At 62.6% G+C, this 26964-nt stretch carries 17 protein-coding genes; 4 read left to right on the top strand and 13 right to left on the bottom strand.

The window, feature by feature from the left end; translation table 11 throughout:
- The first annotated feature begins 26 nt into the window (after window positions 1-26).
- Window positions 27-4682, top strand: coding sequence for a hypothetical protein (locus B9N88_RS01930; protein ID WP_043293892.1), 4656 nt, complete (start codon window positions 27-29; stop codon window positions 4680-4682).
- A gap of 127 nt (window positions 4683-4809) precedes the next feature.
- On the opposite strand, the gene B9N88_RS01935 is transcribed toward B9N88_RS01930, so the two are convergent.
- Together B9N88_RS01935 and B9N88_RS01940 are read right to left on the bottom strand one after the other, a co-directional pair.
- On the bottom strand, window positions 4810-7185 hold the full coding sequence (locus B9N88_RS01935) for an efflux RND transporter permease subunit (protein ID WP_027608582.1): 2376 nt from the start codon (window positions 7183-7185) through the stop codon (window positions 4810-4812).
- 15 nt (window positions 7186-7200) lie between these two features.
- A complete protein-coding gene (locus tag B9N88_RS01940; RefSeq protein WP_027608583.1) occupies window positions 7201-8229 on the bottom strand; it encodes a WD40/YVTN/BNR-like repeat-containing protein in 1029 nt (342 codons plus the stop codon).
- Window positions 8230-8527: 298 nt separating this feature from the next.
- On the opposite strand from B9N88_RS01940, the gene B9N88_RS01945 reads away from it, so the two are divergent.
- Complete coding sequence (locus tag B9N88_RS01945; protein WP_027608584.1) at window positions 8528-9643, top strand: Gfo/Idh/MocA family protein; 1116 nt, start codon at window positions 8528-8530, stop codon at window positions 9641-9643.
- Between the two features lie 71 nt (window positions 9644-9714).
- Here the strand turns inward: B9N88_RS01945 and B9N88_RS32195 are convergent, their stop codons facing one another.
- The 11 genes from B9N88_RS32195 to B9N88_RS02000 form a co-directional block, all read right to left on the bottom strand.
- Window positions 9715-10533, bottom strand: coding sequence for a hypothetical protein (locus B9N88_RS32195; protein ID WP_133822097.1), 819 nt, complete (start codon window positions 10531-10533; stop codon window positions 9715-9717).
- A 142-nt stretch (window positions 10534-10675) separates the two neighbouring features.
- Window positions 10676-12379, bottom strand: a complete 1704-nt coding sequence (locus B9N88_RS01955) for an AMP-binding protein (protein WP_027608585.1) — start codon at window positions 12377-12379, stop codon at window positions 10676-10678.
- A 31-nt stretch (window positions 12380-12410) separates the two neighbouring features.
- Window positions 12411-13709: an acetyl-CoA C-acetyltransferase gene (locus B9N88_RS01960; RefSeq protein WP_027608586.1), complete on the bottom strand. Its 1299-nt coding sequence runs from the start codon at window positions 13707-13709 to the stop codon at window positions 12411-12413.
- Window positions 13706-14596 (bottom strand): MaoC/PaaZ C-terminal domain-containing protein, encoded by an 891-nt coding sequence (locus tag B9N88_RS01965; protein WP_027608587.1) that lies wholly within the window; start codon window positions 14594-14596, stop codon window positions 13706-13708. The genes B9N88_RS01960 and B9N88_RS01965 overlap by 4 nt, the downstream gene beginning before the upstream one ends.
- A gap of 3 nt (window positions 14597-14599) precedes the next feature.
- Entirely contained in the window at window positions 14600-15943 is a 1344-nt protein-coding gene (locus B9N88_RS01970) for a 3-oxoacyl-ACP reductase (RefSeq protein ID WP_027608588.1), read from the bottom strand.
- 135 nt (window positions 15944-16078) lie between these two features.
- Window positions 16079-18604 carry an acyl-CoA dehydrogenase gene (locus B9N88_RS01975; protein ID WP_027608589.1) on the bottom strand — a complete coding sequence of 842 codons (2526 nt, stop codon included), beginning with the start codon at window positions 18602-18604 and terminating at the stop codon, window positions 16079-16081.
- A 254-nt stretch (window positions 18605-18858) separates the two neighbouring features.
- Window positions 18859-20313: an outer membrane protein transport protein gene (locus tag B9N88_RS01980; protein ID WP_027608590.1), complete on the bottom strand. Its 1455-nt coding sequence runs from the start codon at window positions 20311-20313 to the stop codon at window positions 18859-18861.
- A 131-nt stretch (window positions 20314-20444) separates the two neighbouring features.
- The gene (praB, locus tag B9N88_RS01985; RefSeq protein WP_027608591.1) at window positions 20445-20939 is read right to left on the bottom strand and encodes an alkane oxidation protein activator PraB; all 495 of its coding nucleotides are present in this window, start codon (window positions 20937-20939) and stop codon (window positions 20445-20447) included.
- Between the two features lie 123 nt (window positions 20940-21062).
- Window positions 21063-21557: an alkane oxidation protein activator PraA gene (gene praA / locus B9N88_RS01990; protein WP_027608592.1), complete on the bottom strand. Its 495-nt coding sequence runs from the start codon at window positions 21555-21557 to the stop codon at window positions 21063-21065.
- A 117-nt stretch (window positions 21558-21674) separates the two neighbouring features.
- Window positions 21675-22955 (bottom strand): alkane 1-monooxygenase, encoded by a 1281-nt coding sequence (locus tag B9N88_RS01995; protein WP_027608593.1) that lies wholly within the window; start codon window positions 22953-22955, stop codon window positions 21675-21677.
- 294 nt (window positions 22956-23249) lie between these two features.
- Complete coding sequence (locus B9N88_RS02000; RefSeq protein WP_027608594.1) at window positions 23250-24248, bottom strand: alpha/beta fold hydrolase; 999 nt, start codon at window positions 24246-24248, stop codon at window positions 23250-23252.
- 275 nt (window positions 24249-24523) lie between these two features.
- Here B9N88_RS02000 and B9N88_RS02005 point away from each other — a divergent pair, with 275 nt between their 5' ends.
- Complete coding sequence (locus B9N88_RS02005; protein ID WP_027608595.1) at window positions 24524-26062, top strand: flavin-containing monooxygenase; 1539 nt, start codon at window positions 24524-24526, stop codon at window positions 26060-26062.
- A complete protein-coding gene (locus B9N88_RS02010; protein WP_027608596.1) occupies window positions 26059-26949 on the top strand; it encodes an SDR family NAD(P)-dependent oxidoreductase in 891 nt (296 codons plus the stop codon). The genes B9N88_RS02005 and B9N88_RS02010 overlap by 4 nt, the downstream gene beginning before the upstream one ends.
- Window positions 26950-26964 lie beyond the last annotated feature (15 nt).

Consider the following 26964-nt stretch of genomic DNA (forward strand, 5'->3'; position numbering starts at 1 on the left):
CATGGCATCGCCTGAAAAGGATTTTTATGCAACTACCTGACCCTATTGCCCACGCCGTCAGCGCACGCTTCACCCAGCGCCCGGCGCTGGAAACCGTGATTCGCGAGCAACTCGCCACGGCCATCGGCGCCACGTACCCCAGCCTCAGCCTGGACCTGCGCCGCACCCGCCTGGCCCGGCCACAACGCCGCGGCTGGCTGCTGCAACCCTTTATGCCGGTGGTCCACGATGCCCTGGCCAGTGGTGCGCCATTGGATTTCAGCGAGGTCAACGGCTCGCCCTGGTACCTTTCGGACGAGCCACCCAAACGCCTGAAACTGCCCGGCCTGACCGAGGAAAAACTCGACATGCAGGTCATCGCGAAGCAGGTCGGCGAACTGCCGCAAACGCTGCCCATCGCCCTGCAGAATGCGCTGGCGGCGTATTGGGACACCGGCCCCTGGCACTGGCTGGCCGGCGTCTTGCGGGACACCCTGCGCATCGGCGCCCTGGGCCAGGCCGGCCTGGACCAACCCGCCAGGGAAACCCTGGAACAATTGATCGACTGCCCTGACCGCGAGGCCCGCCTTGCGCGGCATGGGGTGAATGCGGTGTTTGCCTACGCCCTGCAAGCCACCCTCACCCACGCCGAACGCTCGGTCACACGGATGGGGCCGCAGCTGGCATTGATTCGTGCCGTCAACAGCAAGGTCTCGGTGGTGCTGTGTGACCCGCAGCACACCGCCGAGGTTTTCCCGAGCATGGACGCCCTGATCCAGGCCTGTGGCCAGCGACTGGGCCGCCAGTACCAGGTCGACGACATCCTGATTCAACGCTACGAGCCCGATGGCGATATCTTCGAGCACCAGGCGTCGATGATCCTCGATCGCCAGCTCGAAGACCTCGGCAACCTGCGCCTGCCCACCGGCCAGCCGTTCAGTACCTGGCAGGCGCTGTACGCCGAGATCACCGACCCGGGGCGGTTTTTCCGCGACACGCCAACCGCCCCGCCCCAGACCCTGGACACCCTGCGCCAGCACCTGCCGGCCTGGCTGCGCGACGCCGATGCCGACGACCAGGCCACGTACAGGCGCTACGCCCTCGCCATGGCCGGCGCCAAACGGCGCGCGGCGGGGCGTACGGCCTTCAGCCAGATCGATGACCTGCGCACCTACACCGTCAAGGCGTTGTTGCAGGCCTTGCAGCAGGATGCCGTGACCCTGGGCAGCTCGGCCCTCGCATTGCCTTCCGTCGGCGCCTTGCACCCCGATGACCTGCAACTGACCTTCACCATTGCCGCCGGCTACCCAGGTACGTCAGGGATCATTCGCCATGAACGCATGAGCCTGACCGACCTGGCCATCGACAACTTGTCCAGCCGTCCCAGCGGCAGCGTGACCCTCACCCACCGCCACGGCCTGCCCCTGCCGGCCTGGCTGACCGCCGACTACCTGATGGGAGCCGACGGCCCGGTGGCGCGCGTGGACATCGGCCAGCACTACCCGCGGCTGCTGGAGGCCCACTGGCTGGGGGAAAGCCCCGAGGCACTCCGGCGCGAAACCCTGTTCGCCCAACAACAGGCCGTGCAGTTGCCGTTGCTGGCCCTGGAATTGGCCCTCAAGCAGCAAGCCGGCCTGAGCGCCCGGGGCGCACGCCTGGTGGCGGCACTGATGGAGCCCGAAGCCGCCAACCAGAAGGTCGACCAGCAGCCGGTGGTGATCCGTCACCTGGCCCTGCTGTCGGCACCCGGCGCCCATCCGGACACGGTCAGCGCCATGTACCTGATCGAGCCGCAGGACATCGGCGGCGGCCCCCATGTGTTGTATCGCCCGCTGTACGCCGAGGCGCTGCAGGAATTTGCCAGCCGTGAGGCGCTGCTGGAGGCCATCGCCGAAACCGGGCCGCTGCAGGACAGCGTATTGACCTGGCTGAGTGACAGGGCCCGGCCGATCTACGCCAATGGCGGGTTCCGCGAGCCCCACTCATTGCGCTTTGGCCAGGGCGACGAGTTTGCCCCCTTGCACAGGCCGGCGCCGGCCACCCTGGCCGCCGATGGCATCAATGACGAGTTGCAGCAGTGCCTGGTGACCGGGCGCCTGATGACGTACCTGTACAGTGATCACGCCCGGGCCCTGATCGAACAGGCTAACCGCGAATCGGTGTCCAACAGCGAAAGCCGCTGGCAGGTGCTGCGCGAAGGCAGCAGCCTGTTGTTCGGCAACCTGTTGCTTCCGCTGCTGCGTGGGCCGGCCATGCTGACCGGCTGGCTGTGGGGCCTGATGGCCAGCCTGGGCGAGGACATTCCGGCACTGGCCTCCGAAGACCCGCAAGCGCGCGAACTGGCCAGCGTCGACCTGCTGCTCAACCTGGGGTTGCTGTTGTTCGAAGCCGTGCCCGCGATCACCGCCGCGCCCCCCGCGCTGGCGGCGGGGCTCAAGGACCAAGCGTTGCCCCCGCCCCTGGCCCCGTGGGTCGCCGAGCAGTGGCCGCAACCGCCCCCGCCCGCCATCCGCGAAGGCGCGGTTATCCTGCCCGGTGCGCTGGAGCGGGTGGAAAACAGCGTGCTGGACTTGAGTTTTACCCAGGCTCGCCCGCGCCTGACCACGCTCCAGCGCCGCCGCCTCGCCAGTTTCAGCACCCCTCGCCCAACGCCCCTGCCCCAACCGGTGTTGAACGGGCCCCGCCGCGGGCTCTACCCCGTCGAAAACCGCTGGCATGCCCTGGTGGACAACCAGTGGCTGCAAGTTGCCCTGGAGCCGGAAGGCGATATCCGCGTGGTGATGCCTGGCGACGCCAGCCTCAGCGGCCCGTACTTGCGCAGCGACGGCCACGGGGAGTGGTCGGTAGACACCCGCCTGCGACTGCGTGGCGGCATGCCGCCGAAACGGATTGCCGCCGAACGCCAGCGCCAGGCGCAACGCATCAGCGAACTGAAGAAGAGTTTCGAACAGTTCATCCAGGGCCAGGTGGCCATGCAGGGACGGCTCGACGTGATCCTGGCGGTGATGACCAGAACCGCCGAAGACTCGCGCTTCAGCGAAGCGCAACACGCCGACAGTCGCCAACGATTCGATACCGCACTGCAGGAACAGACCCAGGGCTACCAGCAGCAACTGGACAGCCTGCCGGAACGCAGCAGGCTGGGGATTGCCCTGCCGCCCCGGTCGGTGGCGAGCCTGTTGGAAAATGTCATCAACAACGTGCGCAAACACGTGGTGGTGGCCGAAAAAGACCGCGCGGCGCTCTACCGCAGCCACCCTCACTTCACTACCAAGGGCGGCCGCCTGACCGAAGCGGTGCTGACCGATTTCCCGGCCTACCGCCAGTTCATTCGCGCAATGATTGCCATCAATGAGCGCTCGGTGCGCTGGCTCGAACTGCGCGATCGCTACCTCGAGCAGCTGTTCAACCTCGGCACTGCCAGCGCGGAAGACTACATTCGCCTGACCGCGGAACGCCCCCAGGAAATCAGCGTGCTGGCCGTCAAGGACCTGCTGATGCGCAACTACGAACTGATGACCCATAAACACCCTGGTCATCCCTTGGTGGAGGTGCTGATCGATATCCTTGAGCCGCTCCAGGAACACTTGCGTACCCAGGCCGACCTGAACGACCTGGAACTGTCGGCAGAGGAACGCGTCAACGTGCTGGAAAGCCTGGTGGAGCACTATGGCCGGGGGCTGGACTCGTTGCAGGGGGTTGGCATCGTCAACGCCGATGAGTTCGATGTCGACTATTTCGCCAAGCTGGTCAAGCTGGTGCAGGCGCTGTACGAGGAGGCCGCCAGTCAGTTGGCCAGCGAAATCAAGCCGCTTGCCCTGCCCGCCCCGCGCCCGAGCCGGCGCAGCCCGACGGCGGTGGGCAGACCGCAGAAAAAGGTCATCCGCACCTCGAAAAAAGGCACCTTTATCGGCGAGGTCAAACCGCTGGGTACGCTGGAAACCGTGGAGGTTCGCTCGGAAGTCACGGGCGAGGTGCTGGGCACCTACTCGCAACGGGGCGAACAATGGATCGAGTTCAAGGAGTCGCCGCCCTCACCTACCGCGCCGGCTCCCCGCAGCCTGAGCCTGGTCAAGGGGGAAGCGCGCAAACTGCTGGGCATGCTGGAAGAGCACCTGAAACGCGGCGATCAATACAAGAAAATCTCCAGGCATCCGGAAGAGGTCCAGGAGGTGCTGCAGTATGAGTCGGTGCGCTACGACAAGTTGGCGACCGAACTGCATCAGGCCATCCAGGCCCAATCGGCCGAGGCCCGCACGCTCGCGGACCAGAACCTGGAGCGTGACATGCGCCAGGCGGCGGCACGCCTGAGCGAGCGCGGCCTGGCCCTGCGTATTCAACTGTGCCTGGAGCTCCCCCCCACCCACGGCAACCTGGAATTCCTGATCGAACAAAAGCGCGCGAACATGGCGCTGCTGGGCGAACGCATTCAACTGATCGGCGACCGCCGGGACTTTGTCCAGGAATACGCAATCAACGACCAGGGTGGCTACCCATTGTGGTACGCCCACTTCCACTACCCGGCAGCCGACACGCCCAAGCTGGCCTACACCGCCGCCCACCTGAAGACCCGCGAACAGCGCCGGGTCAGTTACTACTCGCAACTGGCCAGGGCCCAAAGCCCCCAGGCCGTGGTGGATGTGCATCGTGGCTTGATCGGCAAGGCGCTGGCGCAGCGCTGGTTCCTGCCGCTGGCCCGCTGACAGGACTGTGGCGAGGGCGCTTGCTCCCGTTGGACTGCGCAGCAGTCCCATTGTTGGGGCCGCTTCGCGGCCCAGCGGGAGCAAGCTCCCTCGCCACCACAGTTCGCTCGCTGCTCTTTAGCCAGGCTCAGTGGGCAAACAACGAGTTACCCTTCTGCCCCGCCAGCTTCTCGGGCTTGATCAGGAAGCGTGCCAGCGCCGGCAGCAGCCACAACGCACCGAACATGTTCCACAGCAGCATGAAGGTCAGCATCAGGCCCATGTCGGCCTGGAACTTGATCGCCGAGAAGATCCAGGTGCACACGCCGATGGCCAGGCACAGGCCGGTAAACAGCACGGCCTTGCCGGTGGACTTGAGCGTCTGGTAATAGGCTTCCTGCAACGGCAAACCGGCACGCAGGAAACTTTCCAGGCGGCTGTAGATGTAGATGCCGTAGTCCACGCCGATCCCCACCCCCAGGGCCACCACCGGCAAGGTCGCGACCTTGACGCCGATGCCCATGAACGCCATCAGCGCGTTGCCCAGCACCGAGGTCAGCACCAGCGGCAGCACGATGCACAGGGTCGCCGCCCAGGAGCGGAAGGTGATCATGCACATGGTCGCCACGCACAGGTACACCAGGATCAGGATGGTCAGCTCCGATTCCTTGATCACCTCGTTGGTGGCCGCCTCGATCCCGGCGTTACCGGCAGCAAGGATGAATTCCAGGCCGTCCTTGTTGTTCTCCTTGGCGAAGTCCTGTACCGCATGCACCGCGCGGTCGAGGGTCTCGGCCTTGTGGTCATTGAGGAACACCAGCACCGGCGCCAGGGAGCAATTGTTGTTGTACAGGCCGTCGGCGCGGGCGATGGAGTTGTTCAACACGTCGGGGTTGCGCGACAGGGTTTCCCATTTCAGGTTGCCCTCGTTCATGCCCTTGATCATCTGCTTGGACACGGTCACCAGCGAGATGGCCGACTGCACGCCCTCGGTGTTCTGCATCTTCCACATCAACTGGTCGATGGGCGCCATGGCTTCATAGCGCGAGCAACCTTCGGCCTTGGTCTTGACCATCACCACCAGCACGTCGGAGCTGGTGGAGTAGTTGCTGATGATGAAGTTGTTGTCCTTGTTGTAGCGCGAGTCCGGGCGCAGCTCCGGCGCGCCCTGGTCGAGGTCGCCGATCTTCAGGTTCTGGCTGTACCAGAGGCCGCCGCCAAAGGCGACCAGCGCGAGCAGGACCGAGACCGGCGCGACTTTGGGGCTGGCGAATTTCGACAGCAGGCGCCAGAACGGATGTTCTCGGTGCGCGTCCTTCTTGCTCCGGGCGATGGCCCGCTTGCTGATACCCGCATAGGAAATCGCCACCGGCAGCAGGATCAGGTTGGTGAACACGATCACCGCCACGCCGATGGACGCGCCGATGGCCAGTTCGCGGATCACGCCGATATCGATAATCAGCAGGGTAATGAAACCCACCGCATCCGCCAGGATCGCGATCATCCCCGGCAGGAACAGTTGCCGGAAGGTGCGCCGCGCGGCCGTCAAGGCGTTGTCCGCCTCGCTGGATTGCAGGGCGATACCGTTGATCTTCTGCACACCGTGGGAAATCCCGATGGCGAAGATCAGGAACGGCACCAGCATCGAGTACGGGTCCAGCCCGAAGCCGAAGAAGTGCATCAGGCCGAGTTGCCAGACCACCGCCACCAGTGTGGTGCTCAACACGGCGATGGTGCTGCGCAGGCAGTTGGTGAACCACAGCAATAGAACCAGGGTGATGACGAAGGCAACGCCGAAGAACAGCACCACCATCACCAGGCCGTCGATCAGGTCGCCGACCTTCTTGGCGAAGCCGACGATGTGGATCTTGACGTTGGGGTTCTGGGCTTCGAACTTGTCGCGGATCTTGTCTTCGAGTTCATGGGAGAACTTGCGGTAATCCAGGGCCAGCAGCTTGCCCTGGTCCTGCGGGTCCGGGTAGGACTCCAGCAGCGGGATGTCGACGATACTCGACTTGAAATCGTTGGCCACCAGCCGTCCGACCTGGCCGGACTTAAGCACGTTATTGCGCAGTTGATCGAGGCTTTGCGTCGAGCCGTTGTAGCTCTGCGGGATCACTTCACCGCCGGCGAAGCCTTCTTCGGTGACTTCGGTCCAGCGTACGCTGGGGCTCCACAGCGATTTAAGGCCCGAGCGGTCGACGCCGGAGATGTAGAACACCTCGTCGTTGATCTGGCGCAGGGTCTCCATGTATTCCTTGGTGAAGATGTCACCGTCCTTGGCCTCCACCGAGATACGCACCGTGTTGCCCAGGTTGGCCAGGTCGTTGCGGTGTTCCATCATCTTTTCGATGAAGGGGTGCTTGAGGGGGATCATCTTTTCAAAGCTGGTGGACGGGCGAATCAACGTCGCCTGCCAGAACAGGAAAATGCTCACCAGCAGGCAGATCACGATGACTGCCGGGCGGTTATTGAAGATCAGGCGCTCAAGAAAGGTCGCTTTATCGTTGTGATGACTGCTCATGCGTTCCCCGCCTTCTTATTGTTTTGTCGGTTCGGCGCCAGTGGGTGTGGCGACGCGAACACCACCCTGCCCGACCAGAATCAAGTTGCCGTTGCCTGCCGCCGTGACGGCCGACAATGAAATACGATCGGGGCGATTGAACACGCTGAAGGTCCGGCCGTCGTCATGGCTGACCACCACGCTGCCGCCGTTGCCGACCACCACCAGCGAACCGTCTTCGAGCAAGGTGGCCCCCGACAGGCCGAACTCCAGGGCCCCGCGTGCGGCATTGAGTTCGACTTGTTCCCAGGTGCTGCCGAAATCCGTGGAGCGGTAAAGATTGCCGCGCAAGCCGTAGGCCAGCAGGGTTTGGGGTTGTGCGGTGCTGATCACGCCAAACAGCGAGCCCTCGTAGGGGCCTTCGAGTTTTTCCCAGGTCTGGCCGTCGTCGCTGGAGCGGAACATGCTGCCCTGCTCGCCGACGATAAACAGGCCGGCGTCCTTGATCCGGGCGATGGCGTTGAGGTGAAACTGGTCTTCATTGTCGAGGCGGTCGCTGACGTCTTCCCAGGTCTTGCCGCCGTCGGTGGTTTCGATCAGCGCCCCATAGGCGCCCACGGCCAGGCCGTGGTGGGCATCGTTGAACCACACGTCGAGCAACGGCGCTTCACGCTTGAGGTCTTGATACTGCTGGGTCCAGGTGGCACCGCCGTCGGTGCTGGCGAGGATTTGCGCATCATGGCCGACTGCCCAGCCCTGCTTGTCATCGACGAAATACACCGCCGTGAGCAGTTGCCGGGTGGGGACCTTGGCTTGGGTCCAGGTGCTGCCCTGGTCATCGGAATAGAGGATGTGCCCGCGATCACCGACCGCCACCAGGCGCTTGCCGGCATGCACGACATCGATCATCAGGCCCTTGGCGGCCTTGGGGGATTCAATCGCAAAAGAGGTATCGCTGGCGGCCTGGACGACGGTCGGCAACGCGACAGTCCCAAACAGCGAGAGCGCTGCGGCCAGCAACGCAACCCTGCGTGCGGCGCGTGGGCGGCAAACAACCCAACCCATGACAGGCTCACTCATAGACCTTTCTCCCATTTATTATTGTTAGGTCGTCTCGCCTTCCCGGGCCCTGAAACCTGCAATCTAGAGCGCCTGGAGGAAGCAGGGGCCATCCTATCGGGCTTTCGAATCGTCTGACAATCGGTGCTACGTTATCTTTTGTTAACTGACGGCGTTTGGCCATGCCTGAATAGGCGGGTATCAACCAGGCTGATTAATGAATTTTTATTCCATCTATTGAAATTTAGGAATTTTTATTCCATTAATAGCCTTCCTGAAAACAATAATCCAAAGGACCACGGCTATGCGTGAACTCGGAATCGGCTTGATCGGCACAGGCTTCATGGGCCGCGCCCACGCCCTGGCATTCAACAATGCCCGGGCGGTATTTGAACTGCCGGTACACCTCAAGCTGGCCGCCCTGGCCGATGCCGATACCGAGCGCGCCCAGCGCTGTGCCACGGCCTGGGGGTTTGCCCAGGCCCACGGCGACTGGCAGGCGCTGATCGACGACCCGGCCGTGGATGTGGTGGCCATCACCACGCCGAACCACCTGCACTTTCCCATGGCGATGGCGGCCATTGCAGCGGGCAAGGCGGTGTACTGCGAAAAACCCCTGGCGGTCAGCCTGGAGCAGGCCGATGCCATGCGCCAGGCCGCCCGCGAAGCCGGGGTGGTGACGCGGGTCGGCTACAACTACCAGCACAACCCGATGATCGGCCTGGCGCGGCAACTGATTGCCGAGGGCGACCTCGGCGACATCATCAGCTTCCAGGGCGAGTTCAGCGAAGACTTCATGGCCGACCCGGCGTCACCGTGGTCGTGGCGCTGTGAAGTGGAGCATGCCGGTGGCGCCCTGGCGGACCTGGGCAGCCACTTGCTGTCGATGGCGCGTTACCTGGTGGGCGATGTGACCGGCGTGTGTGCCGACACCCAGACCGTCCACGCCCAACGCCCGGCCGTCAAAGGCAGCGCCGAGCAGAAAGCCATCGCCGTGGATGACCAGGTGCACGCCCTGCTGCGCTTCGCCAACGGTGCGCGCGGCACGGTGAGCAGCAGTTGGCTCAAGCACGGTTACAAGAACCACCTGAGTTTCGAGATCAGCGGCACCAAGGGCACCTTGGCGTTCGATCAGGAGCGCTTGAATGAACTGCGCCTGTGCCGTGTCGGCCAGGACGGTTTCCAGCGTCTGCTGGCAGGTCCTGCCCTGCCCGGCTACGCGGCATTCAGCCCGGCGGCGGGGCATCAACTGGGGTACAACGAGCTGAAGACCCTGGAGGTGCAGGAGTTGATCATGGCCGTGGCGGGGCAAGGCGCGGATGGCACCGACTTTGACGCGGCGTGGGAGGTGGAACGGCTGGCGACGGCGATTCGTGTGGCGGCCCGTGAAGATCGCTGGGTCAACCTAAACTCGCTCTGAAGCGCAATGCAAAACCCTTGTGGGAGGGGCAAGCCCCCTCCCAACTTTCAGATCACCTGCACACCTCTCAATCAGCGGAAGTGAAGCCTGTCGAGCATGTCGGGACGCCTGAGGAGTTCCTTCGCCAGCCAGGCCTGGCGACCGAAGTAGGGATGCCTGGTAACGGTCCAGTTGGCAACTTCATGCAGTTTTTCGAGGCTGAGGTGGATGGGCCACTGCGGGTCCTTGAACAGATCGAAATCACGCATCAGCTCTCGGGCCAACTCTTTGTCATTCTGGTTTTTAAACATCGTGATGTTGAGGTTGTTTCGATCGATCAGGCTATCCAGCCCGCCGGTGATATGGTGACGGTCCATATCGTCGACCAGGTCTCCACGCCTCATCAGTTCCCGTGCCAGGCGGATATTCTGGTCTTTGTCATAATCGCCGGTCAGCGGTTTGCCGGCCATATTCTTCAGGCCGTCCTTGGTGATGATCCCATGGGGTGCCTTGAAGTCATCGAACCTGTCGAGCAGCATGCGTGATAGGTCCGCATTGCTCTTGCTACCAAAACCGTAGCAGGGCTTGCAGGGGAACGGGTCGGGCCTTGGAGGGCGATGGGCGCCAAAGCAGTGACGGACGAACTGCTTGAAATTGCTCATAACCCCCGCCGGCCAATAACCTGCTTTGATCTGCTGTGCACGGTCACGCGCCTCGAAGCCGGCGGTACCCGCGTTCGCGTAAAACGCCGCCGACCGCGGGGTGTCACTCGACTGAAAGCTGATTGAGGCGCTCTTTTGCGGAGTGGCGGACGCATTCGCCGTTGGTTTTGGGGAAGAGCTATTGCCCTGATCCACCTCCGGGTCCAGGCGTGAGGAAGTAACAGGTTTATCAAGAGCAGGCGCCAACATCGTTTGATGTCTCCAGTCCGGTTTGGCCAAAAAGTGTTCACCTGCCTGTCCAGCGTCGCACCAGGACGCAGATACACAGCGATAACGCTGGGTTGCAAGTAGTCCTTATGTGGCAAGCCTGTCCGAATCAGTTCCTGCCTTTCTAGCGCAAGGCTCGACGCAACACTTTGCCCACCGTCGTTTTAGGCAACTCGGTAGTGCGAAACTCCACATACCTGGGCACCTTGTAGCCCGTCAGGTATTCCCGGCAATGGGCGAGGAGCTGTTCCTGGGTCAGGCTCGGGTCCTTGCGCACCACGATGATCTTGACCTTTTCCCCCGTCACGCCGTCTTCCACGCCGATGGCCGCCACTTCGCCGACGCCCGGGTGCAGCGCCACCACGTCTTCGATTTCATTGGGGTACACGTTGAAGCCCGAGACCAGGATCATGTCTTTCTTGCGGTCCACCAGGCGGATATAGCCGCGTTCGTCCATCACGCCGATATCACCGGTCGACAACCAGCCCTCGGCGTCCAGCACCTCGGCGGTTTCCTTCGGCCGTTGCCAGTACCCCTGCATCACCTGTGGGCCGCGCACCTGCAGTTCGCCCTGCTCGCCGATATCGGCCAGTTCGCCGTCTTCACGCATAAACCGTACCCAGGTCGACGGTAAAGGAACACCTATGCTGCCGGTGAATTCCATTTCGCGCATGCGCGCAATGTCGATCGGGCTGATGCTCACCACCGGCGAGCATTCGGTGAGGCCGTAGCCTTCGATGATCGGCAGCCCGGTGACGTCCTTCCAACGCTTGGCCACCGCCGTGTGCGTGGCCATGCCGCCGGCGATCACCATGCGCAGGTCGGAGAAGTCCCGAGCGCAGAACTCCTTATTCTCCAGCAAGCCGTTGAACAGCGTATTGACCCCGGCAATGCCATTGAAGCGCTCCTTGCGCAGGATCATCTGCACCCGCTTCACATCCCGCGGGTTGGCGATGAGGATGTTGCGCCCGCCCAGGCACATGAACATCAGGCAGTTCACCGTCAGGGAAAAGATGTGATACAGCGGCAGCAGGGTGACGTTGGTTTCCTGCTTGTCCTGGTCCAGCTGGTCGCCGACCCAGGCTTTGGCCTGCAACAGGTTGGCGATGATATTGCGATGGCTGAGCATCACGCCCTTGGCATCCCCGGTGGTGCCGCCGGTGTATTGCAGGAAGGCCAGGTCGTCGAGGTGCATGTCCACCGGGAAGTGGTTGAGCGCGCGGCCCTGTTTCAGCACCTGGTTGAAACGCACCGAGCCCCTCAGGTTGAACGCCGGCACCTGCTTTTGCACGCGACGCAGGATGAAGTTCATCGCCGCGCCCTTGAAGCTGCCAAGAAGATCACCGATGGCGGCCACCACCACGCGCTTGACGCTGCTGCCGGCGATGACTTTTTCCAGGGTATGGGCGAAGTTTTCGAAGATCACCACGGTTTCAGCGCCGCTGTCCTTGAGCAAGTGCTTGAGCTCATGGGCGGTGTACAACGGGTTGACGTTGACCACCACTGCACCGGCCAGGATCGTGCCCAGCAGGCAGATCGGGTACTGCAAGCAGTTGGGCATCATCAGCGCCACGCGGTCGCCCTTCTGTACGCCCTGGCCCTGCAGCCAGGCGGCGAACGCAATGCCTTGCACCTGCCAGTCGGCGTAGGTCATTTCGGTGCCGATGCTGACGTAGGCGACCCGCTCGCGAAATTTCTCCAGGTGCTCCAGGAACACCTCGCGCAACGACGGGTAGTCCTCGATACCGGCATCGATGTCCGCCGGGACGCCGGGCAGGTAAGCGTTCAACCAGACCCGTTCGGTGTGTTCCAGGCTGATAGCGTTCATGGCAGTCTCCTTATTGTTGTTTTTGATGGGGCTACTTTTCGACGATAGCGGTAATGCCCAGCCCGCCCGCCGCGCAGATGGAAATCAGGCCGCGACCGCCGCCCCGCTCGTGAATGGCCTTGGCCAGCGCCGCCAATTGCCGGCCACCGGTGGCGGCAAACGGGTGGCCGCAGCCGAGGGAACCGCCGTTGACGTTCATTTTGGCGCGGTCGATGGCCCCCAGCGGCGCCTCCAGGCCGAGCCGTTCGCGGCAGTAGTCGGCGTCTTCCCAGGCCTTGAGCGTGCACAGCACCTGGGCGGCAAAGGCTTCGTGGATCTCGAAGAAATCGAAGTCGGCGAAACTCAGCCCTTCGCGCTTGAGCATGCGCGGTACGGCGTAGGCCGGCGCCATCAGCAGGCCTTCGCTGCCGTCGACAAAATTCACCGCCGCCGTCTCGCCCGTGCGCAGGTAGGCCAACACCGGCCAGCCATGGGCCACCGCCCACTCTTCGCTGGCCAGCAGCACCACCGAGGCGCCATCCGTCAGTGGCGTGGAGTTGCCCGCCGTGAGGGTACCGTGCTGGCGGTCGTAGGCCGGGGACAGGCCGGCGAGTTTCTCCAGGCTGGCGTCGGCGCGCAGGTTGTTGTCCCGCGCCAGGCCGCGATGGGGGCTGATCAGGTCGTCGAAGAAACCGCGCTGATACGCGGCATCCAGGCGCTGGTGGCTGGTGAGGGCCAACTCGTCCTGGGCCAGGCGCTTGATCTGCCAGCGTTGGGCCATTGCTTCGCAATGTTCGCCCATGGACAAACCGGTACGCGGCTCGCCATTACGCGGCAACAGCGGCTTGAACAACATCGACGGACGCACCTTCAGCAGTGCCTTCACCTTGTCGCCCATGCCCTTGGCGCGGTTGGCCGCGAGCAAGGTGTGGCGCAGGGATTCATTGATGCCGATGGGCGCGTCGGAGGTGGTGTCGGCGCCACCGGCGATGCCCACGTCGATCTGGCCGAGGGCGATCTTATTCGCCACCAGCAAGGCCGCTTCCAGGCCGGTGCCGCAGGCTTGCTGCACATCGTAGGCCGGGGTCTGCGGGGACAAGGTGGTCGACAGCAGCGATTCACGCGCCAGGTTGAAATCCCGCGAATGCTTGATCACCGCGCCGGCGGCAAACTCGCCCAGGCGCTGGCCGTGCAGGTTGTAACGGTCGACCAGGCCTTGCAGCGCCGCCACCAGCAGGTCCTGATTGCTGTCGTGGGCGTACACCGTGTTGGAACGGGCAAACGGAATGCGGTTGCCGCCGATGATCGCCACGCGGCGGGTCGGGGCCGGGTTGAAGCTGTAGTCACTCATGTAGGGCTCTCATTCCAGACAAATAGCCCGCGCATATGCGGTTTGTCGCCGGCGAAATTGCGCACTTCGAATTCGCGCCGCGGGCCGCTCACGGGGTGTTGCCACAGGGCGACCTGGCCGGGCAGAAAGATCGGCAGCTTGAAGTCGCAATGGGCTTCGGCCTGACCCAGGCCCCCGGGGGGTTGTTGAGCGGCCAATGCGCGGCCGAGGGTCCACATGCCATGGGCGATGGCGCGGCGAAAGCCGAAGAGCCTGGCGCCGATCAGCGAGGTGTGGATCGGATTGAAATCCCCCGAGACCGTGGCGAAGCGCCGGCCCAGGTCCGCAGGCAGTATCCAGCGCTGGGTGCGTAACAGGCCCTCCTCCTGCAACGCCAGCGCGTCCTCCCATGGCTCGCCGACGGGACCTTTCACCTCGCGGCGCAGGTACAGGCTGTCGCTTTCCCACACCAGGGTGCCGCTGCTGTAGGCCCGGGTGGCGATGCTCAGCGCCTGGCCCTTGGCATGGGCCACCCAGCGTTCGCAAAAGACTTCCAGGCGCAGTGCCTGGCCTTCCTGCAGGCGCTGGTGCTGCCGAATGCGGTTGGCCAGGTGCACCATGCCGCTGGCCGGATACGGGAAACTCGGACGGGTCAACAGCATCAGGTGCAGGGGGAACGCCAGCACATGGGGGTACGACAGCGGCACGCCCTGTTCGCGGCGAAAGCCACAGGCACGGCCGTAAGCCGCAATGCCCGCAGCGGACAATTCCGCCGCCGAGCGCACCAGGCGCTCCCTGGGCAACAGCGGTGCGCCGTCGAGCTTGGGTTTGCGCAGGGCACGTACGCCGTCCAGCAACAGGCGCGCGCGTGATGGCGGTGGGTCGATGATCTGCGTCACGTAGTCCATGGCTCAGGCTCCCAGCAGGCTTTGGCCGCACACGCGCACGACCTGGCCGTTGACCCCACCCGACGCCGGGTGCGCCAGCCAGGCAATGGTTTCGGCCACATCGATCGGCTGCCCGCCCTGGGACATCGAGTTCATGCGCCGCCCGGCCTCGCGAATCATCAGCGGGATCTTGGCGGTCATCTGGGTCTCGATAAATCCAGGCGCTACCGCATTCACCGTCACCTGTTGCGCCGCCGCACGCGGGGCCAGGCCTTGCACCAGGCCGATCACGCCGGCCTTGGAGGTGGCGTAGTTGCTTTGCCCGAGGTTGCCGGCAATGCCGGAGATCGACGACACGCACACGATACGCCCCCCCGGATTCAGGCCCTGGCTGTCCAACAAGGCACTGCTCAGCTGCAATGGTGCTTCGAGGTTGACCGCCAACACGCTGCGCCAGGCCGCTTCAGGCATCTTGGCGATGGTCTTGTCGCGGGTGATCCCGGCGTTGTGCACCACCACATCGAAGGCACCGTATTGGCCGACATGGGCATGCAACTGGGCAGCGGCGTCCGCTGCCGTGATGTCCAACGGCAGCGCCGAACCGTCCACACTCGCGGCCGCCTGTTGCAGCGAGTCCTGGGCCTGGGGCACGTCCACGCAGACCACATGGGCGCCCTCGCGGGCCAGGACCTGGGCGATGGCCAGGCCAATGCCTCGGGAAGCACCGGTGACCAGCGCGCGGCGGCCGGCGAAGGGTTTGTCCCAATTGACGGCGACCTGCCCATCCACCGGTTTTTCCAGGCGCACCACCTGCCCCGACACATAGGCCGAACGCCGCGACAGGAAGAAACGCAGGCTGCTGTCCAGTGCGTCTTCCGCTCCCGGCGCCACGTACAACAACTGCACGGTGATCGCCCGGCGCAACTCCTTGGCCAATGAACGTACCAGGCCTTCGAGCGCACGCTGGGCGATGGCCTGGGGCAACTCGGTGCAGTGTTCCGGCGCGGTGCCCAGCACCACAACGCGGCCGTGTTGGCCCAGGCGCCTGGCGTTGGCGTGGAAGAACTCATAGAGCTCGTCCAGTTGCTGCAGGCCGGTTATGTCGCTGGCATCGAACACTGCGCCCTGCACCTTGACCGTGGACGGCGCCTTGGGCGTCGCCGGGGTGGCGGTGACCGTGTCGGTGGCGCTGAACACCTGTTGCACCTGCGCAGCCAGGCGCCCTGCCCCGGCGACAATCACCGGGTTGGCCAGGCCTGGCTGACCGCTGCGATGGCGCTGCAACGGCACGGGCTGGGGCAAGCCCACCACCTGGGCCAGGCGACGGCCCCAGGGGGAATTGACGAACGATAGGTAGCTGTCACTCATAGATAGATCCACTCACCACACAAACTTGCCGTGTAAACCCGGTCTGTGTGGGAGGGGGCTTGCCCCCGATAGCGGTGTGTCAGACCACAGGATGGGTATAGACAAATCGCTATCGGGGGCAAGCCCCCTCCCACATCAGTTGACCGGGGCGTTTTCACCTTGGGCGGCTCGGCGTTTGGGCGCCGGTTCCAACGCCTGCCTGCGCTGCTGCAACGCCTCCAGCAAACCGAAGTCCTGGGGGAAGTCATCCACCTGGATAGCGTGGTCGGCGTATTCCACATAGCGCGCCAGCAAGGCGTCTTCGTCGTCGCTGATCAGGTCCAGCGCCCGCGCCTTGACGCGCCAGGCGGTAAAGGCCGTGGCGGCAATCGGCATCGGTTCGAGCAGGCCTTGCCTGATGGCCGGCTTGAGCCGGGCGTCGATCAGCTCGACTTGCGGCAGCAGGCGCAAGCCCAACTCGCCGTAGGCCAGCTTGTCGATTTCCGGACGCGGAATGTAGGAATTGGCCAGCAGGCGGTCGCGGGTTTCGCCGGGGGTCTGCACCACATCGGCCACCTGGGCCAGCAGCTGATCCGAAGGTTTGCGCAACGCAATACCGAACGGGAACGTCAAGCCACGCAGCACCGCCGCCGCCGCTGTGGAGGGGTAGTTGTCCAGCACTTCGGCAAGGGCTTCATGGGCACGCAGCAATGCGTCCTGTGCCGCCCAATGCACCAGCGGCAGGTCTGCCTGGGGCCGGCCGTCATCCTCGAAGCGCTTGAGCACGCAGGACAGGATGTACAGCTGCGACAGAATATCGCCCAAACGCCCGGTGATACTTTCCTTGCGCTTGAGGGCACCGCCCAGCACGCCCATGGAAATATCCGAGATCAGCGCCAGCACCACCGACAGGCGATTGGCCTGGCGATAGTAGGACGCCAGCGCCGGGTCGGTCTTGGCCGGTACGGAAATCAGGCGCCCGCCGGTCAGGGCATGCACCGCCGAACGTACGGTGTTGGCCAATACAAAGCTCACATGGCCGAACATCGCGCTATCAAAGTCTTCCAGCGCCTGGCGCCGGTCCGGGTTGCGCGCCGCTTCCATTTCGCGGAACACATAGGGATGGCAACGAATCAGGCCCTGGCCAAAGATGATCAGGCAGCGCGTCATGATGTTCGCGCCTTCCACCGTGATGGCGATGGGGCTTTGCTGATAGGCACGGGCCAGGAAGTTATTCGGGCCCATGCAGATGCCCTTGCCGGCAACAATGTCCATGCCGTCGTTGACGATCATCCGCGCGCGTTCGGTGACGTGGTACTTGGCGATGGCCGAGATCACCGAGGGCTTCTCACCGGCATCCAATGAAGCCACCGAGACCTTGCGCACCGCATCGCAGGCATACAGATGCCCGGCCATGCGCGCCAGCGGCGCCTGCACCCCTTCGAACTTGCCGATGGGCAAGCCGAACTGTTTGCGCATCGCCGCGTAGGCCGTGGTACCACGCACCGCGACCTTGCCCAGGCCGACGTTGGCCGACGGCAGGGAAATCGCGCGGCCGGCGGCCAGGCACTCCATCAACATGCGCCAGCCGTTGCCGACCTGTTCGCGGCCGCCGATCACCCACTCCAGCGGGATGAACACGTCCTTGCCGGTGGTCGGGCCGTTCTGGAATACCGCGTTGAGCGGCCAGTGCCGGCGACCACTGTTTACGCCGGGATGGGAGGTGGGGATCAGGGCACAGGTGATGCCGAGAGAGCCCTTCGGCCCCAGCAATCCGTCCGGATCTTCCGCGCGAAACGCCAGACCGAGCACCGTGGCGATCGGCCCGAGGGTGATATAGCGCTTGTCCCAGGTCACACGAAACCCCAGTACCTCCTGGCCTTCATGGGTGCCTTTACAGACGATGCCCACATCGGGAATCGCCCCGGCATCGGAGCCGGCGTACGGGCTGGTCAGGGCAAAGCACGGGATGTCTTCGCCCCGGGCCAGGCGTGGCAGGTAGTAATTGCGCTGGGCATCGGTGCCGTAATGCAGCAGCAGTTCGGCCGGGCCCAGGGAGTTGGGCACCATCACCGAAATCGCCGCCGCCGAGCAGCGCGTCGACAGTTTCATCACCACTTGGGAATGGGCATAGTGGGAGAAGCCTTTGCCGCCGTACTGCTTGGGAATGATCATGCCAAGGAAGCCGGCGTCCTTGGTGTACTGCCAGCCTTCGGGGGACATGTCCTGCCAGACCTGGGTGGTTTCCCAGTCGTTGGCGATGTCGCACAGGGTTTCCACTTCATTGTCGAGAAAGGCTTGCTCCTCGGCGCTGAGGCTCGCCGGGGCCGCTTGCAACAGGCGCTGCCAGTCGGGCTTGCCGCTGAACAGCTCGGCGTCCCACCACACGGTGCCGGACTCGATGGCGGCGCGTTCGGTGTCGGACATCGCCGGCATGATCGTGCGAAACAGATTGAGGGCCTTGCCGGTCAACAGCGCGCGGCGCAGCGGTTTGAGGCTCATCAACAACGCCGGCAATACCACCAGCACGGCCGCGACGGTGGCGCCGAAAGCCGCCACCCCATTGAACAGGTAACCCGCTGTCAGCCAGATCAGGCCAGCGCCCAGCCACAGGGTGGCGGCAGCTTGTCGATACGCCAGGGCAATCGCGGCTGCGACACCCACCAATAACCAGATAACCATAGGGATACCTCTACTCGATTCAGGGCGTTGTTTACGTGCGAAAGGTCGGATCGACCTGCGGCGTAAAGCCACACTACAAACTTGGAAAGACAAATTCAAATTTTGTTTTGAAATTTTTATTTAATGCCTGGGCGAAAAAATAGCGGCTGAATGAATCAGCCTGGAATGCCAATACTCAAGGAACTGTCGACGTGGAATGAGGGTGAAGGCATCAAGATGCGCCTGGTGCCTTTTCCATCACCCTCTATGAAATATCAGAACGCGTAGGTGGCCGACACGCTCACCACATCGCCCGACGACTCCGCCTTGCCATTCAGGCTTGCGCCACCCAGGCGATCGACGTTTTGAGTCTTGAGCTTGACCTCTTGCACGAACTGGTGGGAATAGGCCAAGTCAAGACTGAGGCCCTTGATTGCTTTCACATCGTAACCAGCCCCCAACGACAGGAATGTACGGTCGCCATCCGGGATTCGCGGGTCGCGGGTCGAATTGCGTGTAGGTGTCTGGTCAAGGGCTACACCTGCACGCAAGGTCAACTCATCGGTCAAGCGGTAGTCACCGCCGAGGGAGTACATCCAGGTGTTCTTGTAGTTGTAGGGAATGGACACAATGGTGGTGCCACCGGACTCGAGCGTCAGGTCTTTGAAAGAGGACCACTCAGTCCAGGTCACACTGGCCCCCATCGTGAAGCGATCGTTGAACTGGTGCACCCAGTCCAGGCCGGCCGTGGCAGGAATGTCCAGTTGGACACTGGCATGGGCGCCGTCCGGTGCCAGCTCTAACCCTGGATAAGCGGTATTCACCAACGTACCGCTACCGCCAAACGGACTTGGCTGGGTCATCAGGTTGTAGGAAAACTGATCGGCGTAAATATTGTATTTGCCGGTCATCTTGTTCTTGATCTTGGCGTGGTAATTCAAGCCAAGGGTGTCTCGCTCCGTGGGTTTCCAAACAATGCCGGTAAACCAGCCCGCTGAAATGTTGTCGACCTTCACACGCATCAAGGCATTGCCGACATCAGATGGAAAATTGATCCCGCCCAGCACGGAATCGGACACCGCGGCGGCAGACAACAAGTCCACGTTTTGGCTGACGAAGCCCTTGCTGTGTTGCACGATCACGCCACCGCCGATAGAAAATTGATCATTCACCTTAAAGGACAGGGATCCGGTCAATCCTACGGTTTCAATTTTGGTGTCCACTGCAAAGTCGCGCAGTTTCGAGTCCTGATCCCAAGTGGAGCGCATACCTTGCGGCACAACCTGGCTCAGGCCGAAAGCAAACCGATCCCCCAGGGGCATGACCATGAAACCGGTTGGCAACCAGGCAGTGAACCCGCCTTGACCGCCGTCGTTGCTATTCACCGTGGTCGCTGCGACGTCGGGAAAACCATTGGCGTCCAAGGGCGTATTGGAAATCGGGTTGCCTGCATAATCAGAGGCGTCACCTTTGTATTTGATCTTGATGCGGGCGTAGTCGACGGTAAATTGCGCCACGTTGTGTTCGACAAACGCCATGGCCGCCGGGTTGTTGTACGCGGAACTGGGATCGTTCTTGAACAACGAGCCACCGGCAAATGCCCGGCCCCAACCGGGTGCGCCGTAGGTCGGTGTTGAAAAACCGCCGGCCTGTGCAGGCGCGTTCACCATCGCCCCGCCTATCAGTGCCAGCCCCAGCAAAACCTGCACGTGTTGTTTCTTATTATTCATGCGGCACTCCTTATTGTTATTTCTCTGAGCCGGCCCCGCCGGTTCGTTTTGCTTCCGGCAGTTCACAAACTGGCGCCCGATCGAGGCGCCAGTCTTTCAACAGGTGATCAGCCCGGTGTGTCAGTTACCCATCAAGGCACGATGGTAAATGTCGGGCTTGGGGTAACGCTCAGGCTCACCACAGTGCAGCTGCCGCTCAAGGTCTGGTTGGAGGCGGTCAGCACACCCCCGCTGTAGCCCACGGTGATGGTGGATGGACCGCAATTGGACGCCGGATACAGAACCGACGCGGCGATGGTGTAACCAACGTTGCTGACCGAGCCCGCAGCGGCACCGGTGGCGGTCAAGGTCCATGGCAGACCGGTGATTTTCGGCAGCGCACAAAGACCACCGCCGGTCACCGCCACACCGGTGATTTTTGCCACACCGCTGGCATCGACGTTCCCGGTAAAAGTTGCGCCGCAGTTAACAGTGGCCTGGAACGACGATGGCGACTTCACCGAAATGGTGCCTGGCGCAGTGAAGCTCGAGTTCACCGGGGTGATGCTATAGGCATTGGCCATCGAAGCAGCACCCATGCAAACAGCCAAAGCAGACAACGATACGAGGGTTTTCAAGCTTTTCATTGTTTTTCCTCACATGTTATGGCGAGTCATTTCGCCAGGGGGTAATGGCCATGAACGAGAGGTCACGGTGAAACTGCAGAACTTCCCTTTCCAGCCAAATTTCAATTCAATTACCGCAGCACGCTATTCAACAACTTTGAAGTTCGGCGGCATCTTGATCGACACCGTCTTGATCTTGCAGTCTTCGCCAATCGGTACATTGGCGGCTTCCAACTTGCCGGTGGCGTTATCCCAGGTGCCATCGGCGGTAGAAGGCCCGCACTTGCCGCCCAGGCCGAAGGCGTGAACATCCACACTGATCTTCGACATGGAACCGCTCCTGGTATCTTTGGCAACCAGGATCCACGGCAAGTTGATGGCTTCGACCCGGCTGCACTTGAGGCCGCCGTCGAATTCGACTTTGTCGACATTGACCGAGGAACCGTCCGCAGCGACCTTGCCGGCCACCTTGATGGTGCAATCGGCGCTGATCAGCGCGCCTTTGGAGAAGCTGATCGGGCCCTGGGCGGTAAAGGCGCTGCCCGCCGGTTCGATACGCGCGGCCTGGGCCTGGTGATAGGCGATCAGGCCCAGCACGGCCAATACGATATGGGTGGTGAACTTGGCAGGTGTTTGCATGGTGTACGTCCTTCCCTTTAATTATTGTTGTTCGGGTCAAAGCACTTTCTCGGGGCGATAAAATCCTGCGCGGCAATCAGGCCCCGAGTACACGACAACACTAAGTGTTACTTCAGATCAAAACGGCTTGGCACTGCCGCTGTACTTCTCCAGGTACTTCAAACGCTGTGAAGGTTGAAGATTGGTCAGGGTGATATCCCCGGCATAATGATTAAGGACTCGATGATCCATGCGCCGCCGCCACAAGTACGGTACATAGGCCCAGACAATCATGCTCGCGTAACCATAAGGCAGTTGCGGCGACTCATCGAAGTGGCGCAACGACTGATAACTGCGCGTCGGGTTGGCGTGGTGATCGGAGTGCCGCTGCAGTTGGAACAGAAAGATATTGGTGACAATCCGATTACTGTTCCAGGAGTGCCGAGGCGAACACCGTTCATAACGACCGTTGGGCAACTTCTGGCGTTTAAGCCCGTAGTGCTCCACATAGTTCACCACTTCCAGCAACGAGAAGCCGTAGATGCCCTGGATAACCAGGAACGGAATCACCGCAGCCCCCAGCCAGGCAATCATCGCGCCCCACAACACCACGCTGTACATCCAGGCACTGAGCACAGCGTTTTTCCAATGCCAGGCCGGCAGGCCGAGTTTGCGCAGGCGCTCGCGCTCCAGGTTCCAGGCCGAGTGTGCGCTGAACCACACCGAGCGCGGCAGGAAGGCCCAGAAACTTTCACCCAGCCGCGAGCTGGCCGGGTCTTCCGGCGTGGCGACGCGCACGTGATGGCCACGGTTGTGCTCGGTGTAGAAGTGCCCGTAGAAGGTGGGCGCCAGGGTGACCTTGGCGAGGAACACTTCCAGGGCATTAGGCTTGTGCCCCAGTTCATGGGCCGTGTTGATCGCGATGCCGGTGGCGGCGCCGGTCGACATGGCCATGCCCAGGTAAGTAAACCAGCTTGGTTGGCCATGCAGTTGCGCACGCTCAGTGATGTAACCGGCGGCGCGGGCCAACCAGCTGGAAGGTTCAAGGTTGGCGGTGGCGTGCAGCAGGCCGCCCCGGATGATCCAGTCGATGCCGCCGGCGGCCAGCCATCCGGTAATCACCACCGACGCGATGACGAACAGCACGCCGGTGTAGACGATCCAGCGGTAGTAGCGTTGGGATTCCAGGTGGTTGACGGCGGATTCGGGCGGGTTGCTGATGTCTTCGCCGAGCAGCCCGTCGATCAGGGGGATCAGGCCAAAGATCACCAGTACACCGACCCACCACAGTTGCTGGATGCCAGTGGCAATGGCGAGGGCGCCGGACAACAGAGGGGTGGCCAATGGCAGGATGCCCAACCACCACAGGTGGCGCTTGCCGTCGGTCCAAACGCTTGGCGCTGCCAGAGTCCGGTTCATGGCAGCCTCCTTGGCAGGCAGGCGGAAAACAGGTTCAGGGAGCGCTGGGTGCTCCGGGAAATCAACCATGCGATAAAAGACGTTTTTTTCATTTTTATTCGCTCTTAGGCATTTCAAAAATCATTTCAAAATAAATATTGAAATATTTTTTTAAATAAATAGCGCGGAATCGTTAGGTCGTCAACTACTTTTTCGAGGCCTTTTTTACGTGACTGGACAGTCTGTTTTTCAGCTGTTTGGTCAGGTCTCTAGGGCAGGCATTTGCGACGTTCGACCCGACAATGAGGGCCACGATTATTTGTTCGCCAAGGCAAAGGGCGGATGCAGGACCGTGGCCGTTTCCACCGGGCGCACGCGCTTGGCCACGTGCAGCACGGCCTCGACCACCCGCGCCGTGGCGGTGATCGGCAGCATGTGGCCACGCCCTTCCACCACTTGCAGCTTGAGGCCGGGCACTTTATCGGCGAGGGCCTGGCCATGCCGGCGAAAGTCCAGCACCTTGTCCCGCGTGCCATAGATCAGGCCGATGGGCAGGGTCAGTTGGGGATAGCGCTTGACCATCCCGGGCAGGCAGTCGTTGACCAGCGCAATCTCGCTGGAGGCAGCGTAAAAGTTGTCGGGGCGCATCCCCAGCAAGCCGCCGCCCCGGGTGGCGAAGTCCTCGGGAGCGGCGTCCGGCGCAAACACGCCCTTGACCACCGAACGTCGAGTCAACAGGCCCATGGGCACGGTGAGGGTATTGGCCACAAAGCGTCGCAACCAGGCCGGTCGCACCGCCAGCGACCAGAACACCAGCGGCAACCTGGGTTGGGGATGGGTCAACGGTGCCACCAACACCAGGCCCGATACAGCCTGAGGATGATCGAGGGCCAGGGCCAGGGAAATCGCGCCGCCGAGGGAATGCCCGAGCACCAGGGGTTTGTCCAGGCCAAGCTGGTTGATGAAGGCCGCGACTTGCCGCGCCTGGGCCGGCAAGTCCGCAGCGGTACCTTTATGCCGCGTGGAATACCCCGACCCGGGACGGTCGAGGGTGATCACCCGAAAGTGCTCACGCAGCTGGCCGGACAAGGCATAGGTCAGGTTGCGACTGCTGCCCATCAGCCCGTGAATCATCACCAGCGGTGGGCCCTTGCCCTCTTCCACATAATGAAAGCGCTCGCCATTCACCTCCACGAAGCGCCCGTTGATCGGAACGGCGGCTTCGATGCGCCGGGTCATCCAGGCGCTGAAACCCCATAGCACCGCACTCGCCCCCACCAGCACACCTGCAGCAATCACCCATTGCACAGCCATAGCTCGTCCTCAGCTTCCCTGTGACCGGCGACCTGACCGGAATTGATCAAGGCCTCGGCCAACGTCCACACCCTGGACCTGAACGGCGTGCGTACCACGCTCGTCCGTCGGACAAGTCGCACATAAGGCACAAGGTCCTAGCGTAGGCGCTATTTTCAGGTAGATTATTTAAAATCTTTTTTAAAATAATTAATTCAATTTTTCTTTGCAATGGTGTTCTATCTAAAAGACACAACAAAAACAGGAGCCCATCCGATGCCCATGAAGGACCGCCTATGAATGCCCACAGTGATTCCATCGACATCGCCATCATCGGTTCGGGTTTTGCCGGCCTGTGCATGGCCATCAAACTCAAGGAAGCGGGGTTCACCGACTTCTTTATCGCCGAGCAGGCCGACACCCTCGGCGGCACCTGGCGGGACAACCATTACCCAGGTTGCGCCTGCGATGTGCAGTCCCATGTGTATTCGTTTTCCTTTGCGCCCAACCCGGACTGGACACGTCAGTTCGCGCCGCAAGCGGAAATCCGCGCCTACCTGGAACACTGCGCGGTGGGCTTCGGATTGGCGCCCTACCTGCGTTTCGGCATGGGCCTCAAGCGCGCGGTGTTCGATGAACAGCTACAACGCTGGCAGTTGAGCTTCAGCGATGGCCGCCACGTCAGTGCGCGGGTGCTGGTGTCGGGCATGGGCGCCCTGGCACGCCCGGCGCTGCCGGAGATTCCAGGGCTGGACACCTTCAAGGGCAAGCGCTTCCACTCCCAGCAGTGGGATCACGCATACGCCTTGAAGGGCAAGCGCGTGGCGGTGATCGGCACAGGGGCCAGTGCCATCCAGTTCGTGCCGCAGATTGCGCCGCAGGTGGCCCATCTGGATCTGTTCCAGCGCACTCCACCGTGGATCATGCCCAAGCCGGATCGCGGGATTTCAGCGTTCGAACGCTGGCTGTTCAAGCACCTGCCTGTTACCCAGCGCCTGGTGCGTGGCGCCTTCTACTGGGCACTGGAAGGCCGTGTACTGGGGTTTGCGCTGCATCCGCGGCTGATGAAAATGGTGCAGAAAGTCGCCCTGCGCCACCTTCGCAAACAAGTGCCGCGCCCTTCCCTGCGCAAGGCCCTGACGCCGGACTACACCATCGGCTGCAAGCGTGTGCTGATCTCCAATGACTACTACCCGGCGCTGTCGCGCAGCAATGTCGAGGTGGTGACCGACAAAATCCTGCGTATCGAAGCCGACGGCGTGATCACCGCCGACGGTATCAAGCACCCGGCCGACTGCCTGATTTTCGGCACCGGCTTCCAGGCCACTGACCCGCTGCCCCGGGACTGCGTCATCGGTCGCGACGGTGTGGACCTGATGGACACCTGGCGCGACGGTGCACACGCCTATAAGGGCACCACGGTGCCGGGCTATCCCAACCTGTTTCTGATCATCGGGCCCAACACCGGCCTGGGCCATAACTCGATGATCCTGATGATCGAGGCGCAGGTGACCTACATCCTCGACGCGCTCAGGCAGATGCAGCGCCATCGCATCGCCACGGTGGACGTCAAACCGACGGTGGAACAGGCCTACAACCGTCAATTGCAAGACCAACTCAAGCGCACTATCTGGAACACCGGCGGTTGCCAGAGCTGGTACCTGGACCCACGTACCGGCAAGAACACCACCCTGTGGCCCGCTTCGACATGGCGCTTCAAGCGGGTCACCCGGCAGTTCGCACTCAAGGACTATGCGGTCGACCTGTTGCCCCTCACTGTTCCTACCCGCCCGGCCACGGCGCCCCACTCCACCGCAGAAGGCAGCCTCTCATGAAGTCATTCAACGGCCGCGTGGCGGCGATTACCGGCGCGGCATCCGGCATGGGCCGCGCATTGGCCCTGGCACTCGCGCGCGAAGGTTGCCACCTGGCACTGGCGGACAAAAACGCCCAGGGCCTGGAGCAGACCCTGGCACTGATCAAGACCTCAACCCTGGCGCCGGTGACGATTACCACCCAGGTGCTGGATGTGTCCGACCGCCAGGCCATGGAGGCTTGGGCGGCGCGCTGCGTGGCCGAGCATGGCCAGGTCAACCTGGTGTTCAACAATGCCGGCGTGGCCCTGTCGAGTACGGTCGAGGGCGTGGACTACGCCGATCTGGAATGGATCGTCGGCATCAACTTCTGGGGCGTGGTCCACGGCACCAAGGCGTTCCTGCCGCACCTCAAGGCCAGCGGCGACGGCCATGTGATCAACACGTCCAGCGTATTCGGCCTGTTTGCCCAGCCCGGCATGAGCGGTTACAACGCGACCAAATTCGCCGTGCGCGGCTTTACCGAAGCCCTGCGCCAGGAGCTGGACCTGCAACGCTGCGGCGTCTCGGCCACCTGCGTGCACCCCGGCGGCATCCGCACCGATATCTGCCGCAGCAGCCGCATCGACGCGAACATGACCGGCTTCCTGATCCACAGCGAACAGCAGGCCCGCGCCGACTTCGAAAAACTCTTCATCACCGATGCCGACCAGGCCGCCAAGGTGATCCTGCAAGGCGTGCGCAACAACAAGCGTCGCGTGCTGATTGGCCGCGACGCGTATTTCCTCGACCTGCTCGCCCGTTGCCTGCCGGCGGCCTATCAAGCGCTGGTGGTGCTGGCCAGCAAGCGCATGGCCCCCAAGCAACGCAGGCCAGTGTTTGAAACCAACGACGAGCCCCGTCTCTGAACAGGAGCACGAATC

The sequence above is a fragment of the Pseudomonas sp. LAMO17WK12:I1 genome (genome assembly GCF_900177315.1).
Classification (GTDB): Bacteria; Pseudomonadota; Gammaproteobacteria; order Pseudomonadales; family Pseudomonadaceae; genus Aquipseudomonas; species Aquipseudomonas marginalis.

What these genes read in the sequence shown, in the direction of transcription:
- B9N88_RS01930 (WP_043293892.1), top strand. Translation starts at nt 27, where the DNA reads ATGCAACTACCTGACCCTATTGCCCACGCCGTCAGCGCACGCTTCACC.
- B9N88_RS01935 (WP_027608582.1), bottom strand. Translation starts at nt 7,185, where the DNA reads ATGAGCAGTCATCACAACGATAAAGCGACCTTTCTTGAGCGCCTGATC.
- B9N88_RS01940 (WP_027608583.1), bottom strand. Translation starts at nt 8,229, where the DNA reads ATGGGTTGGGTTGTTTGCCGCCCACGCGCCGCACGCAGGGTTGCGTTG.
- B9N88_RS01945 (WP_027608584.1), top strand. Translation starts at nt 8,528, where the DNA reads ATGCGTGAACTCGGAATCGGCTTGATCGGCACAGGCTTCATGGGCCGC.
- B9N88_RS32195 (WP_133822097.1), bottom strand. Translation starts at nt 10,533, where the DNA reads ATGTTGGCGCCTGCTCTTGATAAACCTGTTACTTCCTCACGCCTGGAC.
- B9N88_RS01955 (WP_027608585.1), bottom strand. Translation starts at nt 12,379, where the DNA reads ATGAACGCTATCAGCCTGGAACACACCGAACGGGTCTGGTTGAACGCT.
- B9N88_RS01960 (WP_027608586.1), bottom strand. Translation starts at nt 13,709, where the DNA reads ATGAGTGACTACAGCTTCAACCCGGCCCCGACCCGCCGCGTGGCGATC.
- B9N88_RS01965 (WP_027608587.1), bottom strand. Translation starts at nt 14,596, where the DNA reads ATGGACTACGTGACGCAGATCATCGACCCACCGCCATCACGCGCGCGC.
- B9N88_RS01970 (WP_027608588.1), bottom strand. Translation starts at nt 15,943, where the DNA reads ATGAGTGACAGCTACCTATCGTTCGTCAATTCCCCCTGGGGCCGTCGC.
- B9N88_RS01975 (WP_027608589.1), bottom strand. Translation starts at nt 18,604, where the DNA reads ATGGTTATCTGGTTATTGGTGGGTGTCGCAGCCGCGATTGCCCTGGCG.
- B9N88_RS01980 (WP_027608590.1), bottom strand. Translation starts at nt 20,313, where the DNA reads ATGAATAATAAGAAACAACACGTGCAGGTTTTGCTGGGGCTGGCACTG.
- praB (WP_027608591.1), bottom strand. Translation starts at nt 20,939, where the DNA reads ATGAAAAGCTTGAAAACCCTCGTATCGTTGTCTGCTTTGGCTGTTTGC.
- praA (WP_027608592.1), bottom strand. Translation starts at nt 21,557, where the DNA reads ATGCAAACACCTGCCAAGTTCACCACCCATATCGTATTGGCCGTGCTG.
- B9N88_RS01995 (WP_027608593.1), bottom strand. Translation starts at nt 22,955, where the DNA reads ATGAACCGGACTCTGGCAGCGCCAAGCGTTTGGACCGACGGCAAGCGC.
- B9N88_RS02000 (WP_027608594.1), bottom strand. Translation starts at nt 24,248, where the DNA reads ATGGCTGTGCAATGGGTGATTGCTGCAGGTGTGCTGGTGGGGGCGAGT.
- B9N88_RS02005 (WP_027608595.1), top strand. Translation starts at nt 24,524, where the DNA reads ATGAATGCCCACAGTGATTCCATCGACATCGCCATCATCGGTTCGGGT.
- B9N88_RS02010 (WP_027608596.1), top strand. Translation starts at nt 26,059, where the DNA reads ATGAAGTCATTCAACGGCCGCGTGGCGGCGATTACCGGCGCGGCATCC.